Consider the following 12837-nt stretch of genomic DNA (forward strand, 5'->3'; position numbering starts at 1 on the left):
CCCTCAATCCGCCGTATCGGATTTCAGCAGTCGCACGGAGCAGGTGGCGCGGATCACCACATCACGGCTCGCCCGGTCGACATCCGACGGGGACTGGTTCGCCAACCAAATGGCGTCACCGAAATAGGCGTCGTAGCGTGCCAGAACACCGCGACGCGCCTGCTCCGTCACTCCATCATTGCCGAAATCGATGGCCGAATATCCATCGTTCCAGAATCGACCATCGAAAAACATCTCAGGGCGGCGGTTAAACAGCTTTCGCAGGGACTCAAGGTCCGCGTATTCCCAGAACCGCCCCTCCTTGATGACCGGCTTGTGGTCGGGCACATCCCTATTCGCCATGCGCCGGGCGATGGTCGCCTTCTCGCCATCCTCCAGCTCTTCATAGAGCTTCTCACCGGACACCTCCGCCATTGTGGGAATGGCCCGCGCGATGTCGCCAAGCACCGAGGTCGCCAGGGCGATTATTTCCTGGGGATCCAGCCTTGTATCGACACAGTATTGCCGTCTGAAATCAGCGAGGACTCCCGCGACAGACGGGTCCTGCGATTGCCCCCTGAGAAACTCGACCGTGCGATGCGTGAGTTCCGTCAAGAGACCATCAAGCGGCGTCATTGTGGTTGACCGAAACACGTCGTGCGCGGCGTCAACGAGGAAACCATAGGTTCTCGTGGCGACATCATCGAGCTTCAGCACCCACGGAAGACCGCTCGGTAAGTCCGGATCATCCGGCTCCACCGCATATGCCTGGACGTCGTATTCGACCCGGAATGTCGGATGAACGTATTTCCTTGAGAGCTCATACAACTGATGTCGAACGGGCGGAGGTGGTGGTGCTGGAGGCTCCGGCTCAGGCTCACTCTCAGGCGGGGTGCCCTCCCCATCCGCCGGCGTGGCGTCGTCGTCGACAAAGCCCGCCGGAAGAGGCGTATCGCCGGCATCGCCCGGCGTGTCCCCCAAAACCTCCTTATCCTGCTCCTGGACAAGCTGCCACCAGCGCTCATCCGTCAGATAGTCCGGGTCATCGGCCTCGAAGAGCTCCGCCATCTGCTGCGCTCGATCGTTGTCACGGACAACGAGCACGCGCGACCACAATCCGTTTTTTCCCTGCGGACTGGAGCGCCGGAAGGCCTGATATAGCCGGTACAGCGGGCTGTCGTTGCCCGCGTATCCACGCTGCTTGGCCACGATCGGACGAAGCGGCCCTTCGCCGCGCACGATGCGCACCATCTCATTCCATGCCGGATCATCGCGCTCGAATCTGTCCTTCGTGTAACTGACACGACAATGATCGATATGAATCTCGCCGACGAAACGGCCTCGGTTCCGCTGATCGTCCGTGGGGTACTCGACCTCCGATGTCTCACCGTCACTCCAGGAGAAGAGATCCTTGTTCGAGATCTCGATCTTTCGGCCATTCCGGATGAAGTCGATCCCGAACTCGGTGTTGTGCAGATACCGCTGCAAGCCAATCCAGCCGTGAATCCGCCTTTCCGTTTCGACGATCTGGCAACTCGGGCTCCCTGTGGGGCATTTCTCCTCGCTCGGCGCCAGGGTGCGCATGCAATGAGTGCAATATCGCCGTGGCGCCAACTTGATGTCGATCATCTCGACGGCGCGCGCGACCGTTCCATCTGGATATGAGACAGTTCGTTCCTCGTTCCACACGCAATGCCGGCGCGGCGACAACCGGGTGCCGCCAACCATCAACCGGATCTTTCCGGCCTCGGACTTACCGAGCAAGGAGGAATAGGCTCGCGAAAGATGCTTACGGATGGTCTTCTGGTTGTTGCTTCTCGCCAGATAGGCTCGTTGATCCGGCTTAAGCCCGGTGATCACAATGGTGGTGCCATGGGCATTGTGATCCGGTTTGGCCCGGGTTTGCCTGGGAACCTTGAAATTTCCGGTGGCGCGCAGATCGTTCAGATCTATCCTGACCCCCACCTCCTCCGGGTCACCCGCCCGGCTCGTCCAAACCTCGGTCACAAGCCCAAGGCGAGCGGTCGCGATGTTGAAACCCATACCGAACAAACCGAGACTTGAAAGCGGGCTGTTCCCTGACCAGCCGGCTTTCACCGCGTTCTCAAGAAGGTCGAACGACATACCCGGCCCGTTGTCCTTGACGACAACCCGGGCGTCCTCGTTATCCGCCGTTGGAAGACTCACACCAATCTCCGGAGCATCAACCGGGGATCCCGAGCGGGCGGCATGCAGAAATCCGTCAATGGAATTGTCTATAAGCTCCGCCAGGCAACGCCATTGGTGAAGGTTGATCTCGCCCAGCATTTGTAGGACCCGCGGGTCCGGCGTGAGATCAAAGTCCTGGTTCATTTCCTCACCTGTCCTTGCCTTTCGCCAATCGCGCCCTGACGATATCCCGCACCTTGTCGGCGAGCCGCGCCAATTGGTCTGACTTGGTCTGACACTCCCACACCTCGATCACCGCCCAGCCCAGTTCCTCCAGCTCCGCCCGAATCCTTTCGTCGCGCGCGCGATTCCCCTCCAGCTTGGGCCGCCAGAATTCCAGTCTCGACTTCGGCATGCGCGCGAGCTTGCACGCCGGGTCCGGATGCTGGTGCCAGAAGCAACCGTGAACAAGCACGACGATGCGGGCACGTGGGAAAACGATATCTGGCTTGCCCGGGAGCCCCTTCGCGTGCAGCCTATATCTCAGCCCGGCGGAATGCAGCGCGCGGCGCACCCGCATCTCTGGCTTCGTGTCGCGCGCCCGAATACGCGCCATTTGGGCGCTGCGCGCAGTCCGCGTTTCACTCGTCGTCAGCACCACCAGCCTTGTCCGGTTGAGGCCCCTCCACGTCGTCACCAACTGGGGGAGTATGTGATTCAATCGCCGCGTCCTCCTGTCGGAAGCCCTCCAGCATTTCCTCCAGCAACGCGGCATGATCCCGGCGAACCGGCACCCTTTCCAGGGTTTCCGCTATTCGCTGCCCGATTTGGTCAGGCGTTAGTGAGTCCACCAAACGCTCATCAAGTGCCCAAGCGCGGCCGGGATGCACGACATCCCATGGCGAGCGTTTGTTCGCCCTGGTCTTGGCGGCGTCCCCGTGCTTGCTCATACCCCAGCAAGCCTTGGTCTCCGAGTTCCATATCGGCCAGAATGTTCGAATGAGATGCTTTTCGGCGACCAGTTGAGCGTTCGTCGCGCAGACCAGCCTCCTGCAAACAAAATCACGCAGATGAATCGGCGACAAATGCGCCGGCAATTGATCGGCGTAGGCCTCAGCGGTTCCGATGGTGCCGGCATGCTCCAGGAGCCGCGCCGTCAGCTTGGCGCCCTGCTCCCGCGCCGTGCTCGCGTCATGATTGGCTGGGTCTGCCTTTCCCACGTAAATGGGCGTCTCGGATCCCGAGATGCTGGCGTAGAGCGGATGCGCGCCGCGATAGTAGATCGCGTAGACCCCCGAACCATAAGCGGGTTGGATTTCCTCGAGCGCGATCAACGGCTGAGCCAGAAGCGCTATCGAGACCATCCGGCCTATCGCCTTCGGGTCCGCGGGATCAAATGTCGCGCGCGGCATTCGGATTGGATCGGTGGATGAGCGCGCCGCCTCGACGGCCTCCGCGTGCGCGGCGAGCCCGTCACGAATACGCCGAACAACAGCCGGAGGAGGACTATCCCCGGCGGCGGCTAGCACCGCCTCCAGTGCCTTCTCCAGCTCATTGATCGCTGTCCGATCCGGCGAACGCGCCATAAATTAGACCTCCCGGTTTGCCGATACGAGGTCTCTCGGTCGCGATTCGCCCCCGGCTGTTTACATCGGCAATACTATGCCGCCTTCCGATTTGAATCCAATGTGCCCGGCCGTTGCTTGTTGATCATCCCGGAAAGCCATCTTCCAGCCGCCGCTCCAAGCTGCGCCGGTACCGCGTTTCCGAGTTGACGCATGCTCTCCGTCCAAGAGCGCGGAAACTCATAATCATCCGGCAAGCCGACCAGACGCGCCGCCTCACGAGTGGTGAAGTAGCGAACCGAGCCGTCATCACGAACCATCATGTTCTCACCGCCGGGCACGCCATGGTCGCCAGCCTTCAATGCCTTCGCCGGCAGATCCAGTGGGCTCCCTGTATGTCCGGGATAAACCTTCGCTCCTGGCTGAAACACATGGTTTCCAACACCATTCGGATCACCTAGGTCGGCAAGGGCGTCGCGAACCGTCACCCAGGGCAGCCCCTTGGGATCCTGGGCCTCGCGCCTCAAGGCCGCCACCCTCGTCTGGTCCTGCCGCAGTTGCGGCTCGGCTCGGACCTTAAGGCCGTGACGCGCCCAGTATTCTCCCGTCACATATTGATCCCAGAGCAATTTGTCGCGGGAGTGGGACGGAATCATTGGCTGCGGATCCACACCCATGTCGGCGCGAATACCAAAAATGAGCACGCGATGCCGGATTTGCGGCGCGCCGAAGTCCGCCGCGTTCACAAGCTGCCACACCACCCGATATTCCGGCTTCGCTCGTGACGCGAGCAAACGCTCGCGATGCTCATCGTGCGTCTCGTTGGCCTTACGCTGTATCGAGGGTCGCTCGAGATGCGCGAGTATCCAATCGAGATAAAGCCGGAAACGCGGCCCGGAAATATTTCGCACGTTCTCGAAAAGGAAGGATCGCGGCTGCGCTTCCCGCACCGCGCGAATCGCCTCCGGCCACATGTCACGGCCATCCGCCTGACCCAGCTTCTTTCCGCCAATCCCGAAGGGCTGACAAGGTGGACCGCCCGATACCGCGTCCAGAGCGCCAAACGCGCTCCAGTCGATTTCCCGAACGTCCTGGAGATTCATCGGCCACGCATGGACATGCTCAACGCCATTAGCCTTGTTGTGCAGAACAGTCGCCACCGCGTCCCGGTCGAATTCAGCCATGTGGCGATGCTTGAAACCAGCTTGGGACATTCCCAAAGCAAGTCCGCCGCATCCGGCGAAGAGTTCAGCGCTTTCCATCCTCGCCCCTTTCCAGCTCGAGCGGGAGCATTGGCCCCCCAGCGGCTTCTTCCAAATAACGCTCGACCGCGCGACGGACGAGCCAGGCGACCTTCACCCCCTGCGTCTTGGCAAGGCGATCAAGCTCGGCCTTCTGCGCTCTGGTCAAAGTCGTGGTAACGCGCTCGGCGTCCTTACCATCCTTGCCCACTTGGAACCTCTGCGGCGATCCGCGGCATTCCGCGGCGCAATGCCACTTTGCCTGAAGTCACTTGAGATGGCAAGTTAGCAAAAAATAGTGAACAAAGAAAGAACATTCTCGGTAAGGAAACCGCGCGGCCAGTTGGTAGACACAGTTTACTGCAAGGTGCTCACCCCCTTTCAGTCATGCGCGACCTTTCCCACACTTCGCGCGAGCCAGGCGGGAAACTGAGGGGCGGCCGCCGCCAACTCGCTGAAAACAGAGGGAGGGAGCTTGCGCTTCAAGGTGTGGAGAGCGGCCTCGGCCTTTTCCGGACCGAGCCAGGCAAGCGCTCGTACCGCCTGACCCGCTGGCCGATGCGGCATGGCGAGCTGCCAGCGTGGCGCGTGCCGAAGCTCGACGGTATGCTTGCCAAGGCTCATTTTCCGGGTACGCCCCGACGTCAGATAGACGGATCGCACCGGCACCTGCGTCGTAAGCCCGAGGCTATTGGCGGCGGCCGTACCGCTCGAGACGATTACCTCGCCCCGCTGGGTGGCGAGGGCCTCGACCGCCTGCTCCACGGAAGGCGCCCTGGTTCCGAACCGGCTCGTGACCGGCAAGAGGTAAACACCGCGTCCTGCCCGGGTCAGTTGATCGCGCTCGGCCAATCGAGACAGGGCTTGGTCCACCGCGGCGCGGTTGCCAAGGTGAAGCAAGCACTTAGCCGCGACAGGTCTACCCTCGGGCAGCCTTCTCGCATGTTCAAGGATCTGTTCGGTTAAGCGAGGCATGGCAGTTCTCGTGTCAGAAATTTACGCGGCTTTCTGACAGCTTGCAAAGCAAGCCTGCGGGGAAGATCTTACCGCGATCTCAGCCTGTCACCCTCGGAGAGCCCCCCGTTCGAAGACGAGGGGGCGCCCGGCGTGGAACTTATCTCTTCAGCTTCTGCTTGCCCTCTTCGAGAAAGCCCGACAGCAATGTCTCCATCGCCCCCGTCATGTCGTCTGGCATTTCTTCGCGCAGCTTTTCGGCCTGTCCGACGAAACCCGAGAGCAGGCCCTTTATTTCCTCGGGAGCCTTCTCCAGCCGTCGGAGCATGTTCAGCCCGTGCTGGGCATAACCGAGAAACTCGGCGTTTCGCTCCGTGATCTCAACCAGCATTTCGTTGGTAATGCGCTCGCTCGGCGCGGCGAATTCACCGTTGACCCAGTCCACGTACAGCGAGGCGTTTTTGGCGCGGTTTGACGTCTCGTGAAACTCGTCCTGGGTCTGCCTGAACGCCTCCATGGCAGCCTCCCAGTCGCCACGGGCCTTCGCATCTGATTCCGCCTCAGAGCCCTTCAGCATGTACGCATTGGATTTGTTCTTGGCCGCGTGACGCCCGAAGGCGGCGAGCACCTTCTTCTGATCGACTTCGAACCCAAGAACCAGGCTAACCGCCCAGGCCCCGAGGTTGTTGACCTTCGAGCATTCCTCCAGGGAGATCTGGTGCAGGCAAAGGGCACGCGCCATCGCGCCAGCTTTCGCCAGAAGCTCCGCCTCGTAAAAGAGGCGCTCGGCATTATCAAATGTCTTCTCGGCGCCGCGGACGAGAACCTCCAAAGGCGCCTGGTCGCGCTTCGCAGCCTTCTCTCCCCTGTCTTCTTGCTTGGTATCGTTCATTGTTGTTCCGGCGTGTTGTAAGCAAAAATACTTCAGCCATTACAGGACTAAGCCCGTCGAAACAGGAATAACACATGACTGCTGCCGATTGGACGCCGATATTCGTCCTACCGAATATTCCTCTGGACGCCGCGATCGGCTGCGAAGTCGCGGCGCTCGCGCCCGCGAATGACCACCGCGTTGCAGGCCTCAAGCGGACGCATCCGACGCTCCGGCGTTTCCTCAACCGTTTTGCCGACAACTTCGGACAAAAGTTCGAGCCCTCAGTCCTGATCCTGGACGCGGCCGCACCGCCCATCTTTCGCGACGTGGCGGCGCTGGCGAGCTTCCGCGATCTCATCGCGCTCTCGGCAATCACCCACGGCCGGGCGCTGGAACTCCGACATCCGCACGGGCACCGCGTGCTCTTCGGCGAGGCCTTCGCGATCTACCCCTGGATGCTCGACCGACACTATGAGGATGTGATCGGCAGCACGTCGGCCATCCTCGGCACGCATGAACTCTCGCGCTTCAAGGGCCAATCCTCGCCAGCCCTGTTCCGCACCTCACTCGGCGAAAGCGACATTGACCAACCGCTCCTTGCCGCGCTCATGGCACGCTGGCGTCGACGCTACGAAGCGGCAGAGCCCGCCTGGGAGGACGTCGCGCTGATGCGTTCGCTCAACATGGCGTATCACGCCTCCCTTTTGCCGGCCGGGACGGACACGACGTTCTATGACGTCGGGCGGGTCATCTCCCTCTGGGTCAGCGCTTTCGAGATTCTCGTGCACCCCGGCGGAAATGGCCAGGCCAACCGGGACAAGGTGTTCGAGATGATCGAGCGGACATGCTGGGCAAAGGCGGAGAGCGGGCTGCTCGCGCATGACACGGGCGGGAAGACCAAGGTAAAGCGCACTCTGGCATCCTGGCTCTACCAGATGCTCTACGAATGTCGGAACGACTTCCTTCACGGCAATCCCGTCGAGCGCGACAATCTCATTCTTCCCACGCCGCAGCGGACGATCTTCGAATATGCCGCACCGCTCTACCGCATCGCACTGACCGCGTTTCTTCCGCTCACATACGACGTTCCGATGCCATCGGCCGAAGACGCGCGCGCACTAGGTGGCTATATCGCCGATCGCATGGACTTCATGGGACCGCAGAAATCCACCGAGGAGGCGCTCCTGACCGCGACACGCCCACCAGCAAGCCATACCGCGCGCCGCACCCGCGTCATTCGGCCTGCTCGCTAATCATCAACGCTGACGTCCGGCTCCGCGATCAACTCCTCCGCCAGCTCTGAAAGCCACGACGAGACATCCTCGATCCTCACCGCGCCAGCGTGAACCGTGTAGTATTCCCCAACCGTCCGAAACGCCCCGCCAAAGCGATCCGCGAACATCTTCTGCAGCTTGTCATTCCGGCTCAGCACGCTCGACAGGGCGCGGCCGCCCCGCAGGAATTTGAGGGCATGCTCAGTGCCAAGCAGATAGAGATATTTTCGCTTCGTCGTTGGATGCTCGGCGAGCAACAGATAATCCTTGAACACCGAATTCTGGCGGATCGATTCCGCGCCGCCCCGCCATCGTATAAATTTGAACTCGGCGACCCGCAGGTTGGTCTCCAGATCGAACTCGCGCCCCGTATTGCCGGCGCCGAGCGACACATATTCGACACGCTCGTCTTGTTCCAGGATGTGCGGAAGGCATAACAGGATGCCGAGCGCATGGATCGTCACATTGATCTGCCCTGCGAGACGCTTCATTTCAGCAGCCGCGGCCAACGCCTCCCGACCCACGCCGGCGCTCTCGAGAAAATCTGCGCAATCCTCCGCCGCAACGCCGCGAACGCCGCTCTCGATCCGCGCAAGCGTCTGTGTCAAATCCCGGCCGGTGAACCGTAAGAGCAAATCGCGGATATCGGCTGGGTTCGTCATGCGCTTGCCTGGCCGGCAAAACGAAGCCGATCTATCTGATTGTAGTTGATCACCGCGGGGTCGGCGCCGATCACCGGAAAGCGGCTGACCACATAATGCAAGACCTCATCCACACCCAGTTTCTGCTTTAGCAAATGTTCGCGACCACGTTCCTTCTTGAGTGCGCGCGCATAGTAGTTTGTCAGCAACCGGTTATATCGAACGTAAAGTGCGCGATCAGCCTCGATCTTCGAAAGATCGATCCAGTTGTTTTTGCACTGAACGTTGAAGATGACGCCGCTGCGTGTGGCGACGACATCGAATTCCTTCCGATTGATCCGCCTGATGTCCGTCACGAAGAAGCCCATGCGCCTGAGATCGCGTTTCACCATGTCCTCGAAGATGAAGCCCGCGTGGATCTGAAAGCGCCGTCGGCTGCCCAAGTGAACGTTCTTGAACGCATAGAGAAAGCGCGACAGAAGATTGACGTTCGAGACGACCCTATCCCCAAGATCCAAAAAGGGCTGATAGGCATTGGTGTTCGTCGCATAGTCCGAAGGCTTGTTGACGAGAAGTGCCTCAAGTGCGGAAGGGTCCAGCTCGGACTGCGCGCGCAGCATCGAGCGAAACTTCTCCTTTCCGATCTCGATGTAATAGTCGTCGCGGCAATGGCGCGCGAAGGCGACTATCAGCAGGCCCATGGCGGAAAAATCGGAGTCCTTCAGGCCGAATGCCTCGTAAACCGCGCCAATCAGCTTCACGGCGTTCCGCAGCTCGGCGGCTGAGAAAATCTTCTTTCGATCCTGCGGCTCCATGGCGGGCATCGTGAACTGGTCACCCCGCAGCTCAGCCATCACATGGATCGATGCGCGTTCCGGTTCGAGAAAATAGTCGTCCAGGGCTTCGAAGCCGTGGCTCGCCATGACGCCGACGTCGTCGATCTCCAGACTGAATTCCGGCAGGGCCTCGAGCAGCGCAAGCTTTTGATGGAAGCCGGTGATTGCGATGCAGCTATGCTCGACCTGCGGCATGAGAACGGTCAGAGCGTCGTACGGCTCGAGAACGAGAGAGCCGGAACATGCATAAGGCATGGTGTAAAGCAGCGAGACGAAGTGTCGTCGTCGCGACTGGAAATAATCGACGGCGCCGCCGATCGTGTCGAGTGTGATACTTGCGCTGCGAGCATCGTAGCCGTGCTCAGCAAAAGCCTTACCCATGGCGCCAGCGTAGAGCATGACCCGCGTGAAGCGAGAGATGACTGATGGCTCGAGATGCGGCGCGAGCGCCTCGCGAACGGCCAGCCAGGTCGGTCCCGGGTTCGCGACAAAGGCATCGTCCAAACGTACCGCACATAACCGATCTCGGAGATGATCGTCGACAATCCCGAATGTCGGAACGTTGATGAACTCCTCCACGGCTCGAATCGTCTCATGCCACGCGGCTATCGCATCATCGCACCGATATTTGGCGAGAACGGAGAGCAGGCCGTTGCCGTGTGCGGCTAACTGACTTTCAATCAGCTCCCTCGCTTCAGCACCCGATACCTGCATGACGCTTGTTTTCCTGCCGACGAATGATCTTCACTGATCATTGACATCAGCTTATAACCGTCCATATTTGCCCGGTAAAGGAGGGACGCTTATGTTCACCTACCGCCCCGAGAAATTTGCCTCGCTCTACGACTCCGAGCTGGGCCAGCGCATATGGGCCTTCCTAACGCGGGACGACAATGTCGCCCGCCTCGAAACGGCCTCGGAGCTGAGCAAGCCCGCCGTCGAAGGCATCGAAGAACAGCTTCTCGCCGAGTTCCGCGAGGACGTCCTCGCCGATCGCGTCAAACAGATGGTCGGCCACATGGTGCGGCAGATTCTGGAACAGCGCGACTGGGTGCTCGACCAGACAGACGTGAAGGTCCAGTCCGTGCCTTTCAGCAAGGCGGCGCGCTACCGCCGGCCCGACTGGATCACTTTCCACGCCTTCCGCAACAGCAGCGATCCAAGAGACGTTGTCATCACCGACCGACGGCAAAATCCAACGCTTCCCACCGGCTCGCGCTGGATCTTCTACGCGACCTTCGCCAGCCCGCTAAGGGCAGCCGTCGCTTTCGGCATCAGCGACATCAAGCAACTCCGCCAGCAGATTCATTTGCACGGCTATCAACGCGTCCGGACCGAACGGATGCTGCGCCGCGCGTGATGGGAAACAGCGAAGCGATAAGGCCTCACCGCGATGAACGTTGAGCCTTCCGTCGTGACAGCGTCACGCCTGTGCTACATCAAGCTCGGTCGCGGCGGCGATTGGGAGGCCGAGAGCCTGCGAGACGGTGTGCTTCGCTTCGGATATCGCGAAGCGCCCCATGACCTTTGTGTGCGTGGCGATTGGCAGGCCGTCTGGGAGGCCATGAAGGTCGTCCCCGGGGATGCAGGCGCCGCGACGAGGGACGTGAACCAGATTCGTGCCTATTATGAATCCGATGAACAATCGATCTTCATCACCTTCGTCGGCGGCCTCCTTTATTGGGCACGCCCCACGGGGCCGGTCGAGATTCTGGAAGATCGCAGCCACCGCCGCGCGACTTTGGATGGTTGGCGCAACACCAGCATCGGCGGCGCGCGGCTGTCCGCCGACCGGCTTTCGGGCCGGTTTTTGAAGGTGCAGATGTTCCGCGGCACCATATGCGACGTTCAGGCCGCCGACTATCTGTTGCGAAAACTAGGCGACCAGCTCTCGCCCGAGGTCGCGGCCGCCGAGGAGGCGGAGCGTGCCCTGGTGACGGCGATCGTCGATCTCATGCGATTGCTGACCTGGCAGGATTTCGAACTCCTCGTGGATCTCGTGTTCTCAACCAGTGGCTGGCGCCGCGTGAGCCAGGTCGGACGCACACAAAAGACGATCGATCTGGAGCTCGTCTTGCCAAGCACCACCGAACGGGCGTTCGTCCAAATCAAGTCTCAGGCGACGCCGGCGGCTCTGAACGACTATGTGGACCGGCTGGCGCAGGCCGATGCCTACGACCGCATGTTCTTTGTCTGGCACACAGGCGATCTGCCCGAGGGAGATCGGCAGACAGACGTCATTCTTCTGGGCCCGCAGAAGCTCGCCCGGATGGTCTTGGATGCAGGACTGTCGTCCTGGCTTCGGGAGAAGGTATCCTAGATGACCGTAGCGGCCTTCGGGCTGCCTCTGTCTTCCGCTTCAGACCAGATCACCATGGATTCTGGAGGGCAAAGCCTTGCCCTGCGGCCGAGGCAGTACTCTCGGTTAAGCCCTTCGAGCGGGGAATCCCACCGCAACGCCCCTTTGAGATGGAGAGTGCGGATGGGTATGCCGTGACGGGATGAGGACGGAGGAGAGGCCCCCGGCGCGGAGACCCGCGACGTCCAGACACAACAGCAAATCCGGCGCCCGGCGCGACGGGACCAATTTCTATTCCGAAATCGCCGACAGGATCATCGCCGACCTTGAGGACTGCCGTGTGCCCTGCGCTCAGCCCTGGGGGACGTCGATGGCGAAGGCACCCCTTGGCCTTCGAACAACGCCTCCACCGATCGCCGGTAGCAGATTGAAGATGTCCGTATGATGCGAAGTTATTCCGCCAACCACTCGCTATAGGCCTGAATATCGATCATCGGAACGGTGCCGCTGAATTGAAGCTGGGAAATCAGCCTAAAAAGAAAGGCAGTGGCGGGTTTGCCGCCAGTATGCATGACATACTCCGTCGGATCTTCGTCCGTATGGAAATAGCCGTGCCCGGCTACGCAACCGAAGTCGATTTTCCCCTCTCCCTGATCCTTCTTCAACGCGTCAATGAAACTATCTCCGAGTCCAGGCTTCCAATCGCTTTCAAAGGTCAGTAGTCCACCATAAATCGGGATGAGCGGCTTCGCAGGATACGTGCCTCCTGCGTGCGGTATCGGCAAACTCGTTCGATGAAGCGCTCGCACGCTCCGAACCTTTTCCTGGGCGTACTGGACATGTTTCAGATTGGCCGATTGCTTCGCCTCGAAAACCGCATAGATGCTTTCCGCAGGAACTATGACTTCGCCCTCGTAGTGAAAAATGAATGGCGAGTATTGGCGATCATATATGATGACCTGAGCCCCTGAACCTCCTCCAGATTTTGGTAGAGTCCGTCGATCAAAGGAGATGGACGAATGAAGC

General features: G+C 60.4%; 13 protein-coding genes. 3 read left to right on the forward strand and 10 right to left on the reverse strand.

Annotation, left to right across the window (positions count from 1 at the left end; all coding sequences use genetic code 11):
• Positions 1–3: 3 nt before the first annotated feature.
• From DEM25_RS03520 to DEM25_RS03550, 7 genes are all read right to left on the reverse strand, one after another.
• Entirely contained in the window at positions 4–2331 is a 2328-nt protein-coding gene (locus tag DEM25_RS03520; protein ID WP_109768164.1) for an ATP-binding protein, read from the reverse strand.
• 4 nt (positions 2332–2335) lie between these two features.
• Positions 2336–2788 carry a very short patch repair endonuclease gene (locus tag DEM25_RS03525; protein ID WP_281004523.1) on the reverse strand — a complete coding sequence of 151 codons (453 nt, stop codon included), beginning with the start codon at positions 2786–2788 and terminating at the stop codon, positions 2336–2338.
• A complete protein-coding gene (locus DEM25_RS18060; RefSeq protein ID WP_245412739.1) occupies positions 2769–3713 on the reverse strand; it encodes an Eco29kI family restriction endonuclease in 945 nt (314 codons plus the stop codon). Before DEM25_RS18060 ends, DEM25_RS03525 begins: the two co-directional genes overlap by 20 nt.
• 74 nt (positions 3714–3787) lie before the next feature.
• Positions 3788–4954 (reverse strand): DNA cytosine methyltransferase, encoded by a 1167-nt coding sequence (locus DEM25_RS03535; RefSeq protein ID WP_109768166.1) that lies wholly within the window; start codon positions 4952–4954, stop codon positions 3788–3790.
• Positions 4941–5144, reverse strand: a complete 204-nt coding sequence (locus tag DEM25_RS03540) for a ribbon-helix-helix domain-containing protein (protein WP_109768167.1) — start codon at positions 5142–5144, stop codon at positions 4941–4943. Before DEM25_RS03540 ends, DEM25_RS03535 begins: the two co-directional genes overlap by 14 nt.
• Before the next feature lie 170 nt (positions 5145–5314).
• Positions 5315–5908: a DUF6088 family protein gene (locus tag DEM25_RS03545; RefSeq protein WP_109768168.1), complete on the reverse strand. Its 594-nt coding sequence runs from the start codon at positions 5906–5908 to the stop codon at positions 5315–5317.
• 139 nt (positions 5909–6047) lie between these two features.
• Positions 6048–6779 (reverse strand): AbiV family abortive infection protein, encoded by a 732-nt coding sequence (locus DEM25_RS03550; protein WP_245412740.1) that lies wholly within the window; start codon positions 6777–6779, stop codon positions 6048–6050.
• A 74-nt stretch (positions 6780–6853) separates the two neighbouring features.
• Here DEM25_RS03550 and DEM25_RS03555 point away from each other — a divergent pair, with 74 nt between their 5' ends.
• Entirely contained in the window at positions 6854–8014 is a 1161-nt protein-coding gene (locus DEM25_RS03555) for a hypothetical protein (protein ID WP_109768169.1), read from the forward strand.
• Here the strand turns inward: DEM25_RS03555 and DEM25_RS03560 are convergent.
• Together DEM25_RS03560 and DEM25_RS03565 are read right to left on the reverse strand one after the other, a co-directional pair.
• The gene (locus DEM25_RS03560; RefSeq protein ID WP_109768170.1) at positions 8011–8697 is read right to left on the reverse strand and encodes a hypothetical protein; all 687 of its coding nucleotides are present in this window, start codon (positions 8695–8697) and stop codon (positions 8011–8013) included. The two genes, DEM25_RS03555 and DEM25_RS03560, sit on opposite strands and share 4 nt — an antisense overlap.
• Positions 8694–10226 (reverse strand): PDDEXK family nuclease, encoded by a 1533-nt coding sequence (locus DEM25_RS03565; protein WP_147393265.1) that lies wholly within the window; start codon positions 10224–10226, stop codon positions 8694–8696. The genes DEM25_RS03560 and DEM25_RS03565 overlap by 4 nt, the downstream gene beginning before the upstream one ends.
• A 91-nt stretch (positions 10227–10317) precedes the next feature.
• On the opposite strand from DEM25_RS03565, the gene DEM25_RS03570 reads away from it, so the two are divergent.
• Together DEM25_RS03570 and DEM25_RS03575 are read left to right on the forward strand one after the other, a co-directional pair.
• Positions 10318–10872 (forward strand): hypothetical protein, encoded by a 555-nt coding sequence (locus DEM25_RS03570; RefSeq protein WP_109768172.1) that lies wholly within the window; start codon positions 10318–10320, stop codon positions 10870–10872.
• A 33-nt stretch (positions 10873–10905) separates the two neighbouring features.
• Positions 10906–11832: a restriction endonuclease gene (locus DEM25_RS03575; protein ID WP_109768173.1), complete on the forward strand. Its 927-nt coding sequence runs from the start codon at positions 10906–10908 to the stop codon at positions 11830–11832.
• Between the two features lie 431 nt (positions 11833–12263).
• Here DEM25_RS03575 and DEM25_RS03580 read toward each other — a convergent pair.
• Positions 12264–12837 (reverse strand): DUF6602 domain-containing protein (locus DEM25_RS03580; RefSeq protein WP_210210099.1); only part of this gene is annotated, 574 nt, incomplete at its 5' end.

The organism is Oceaniradius stylonematis (assembly GCF_003149475.2).
Taxonomy (GTDB): Bacteria; Pseudomonadota; Alphaproteobacteria; order Rhizobiales; family Rhizobiaceae; genus Roseitalea; species Roseitalea stylonematis.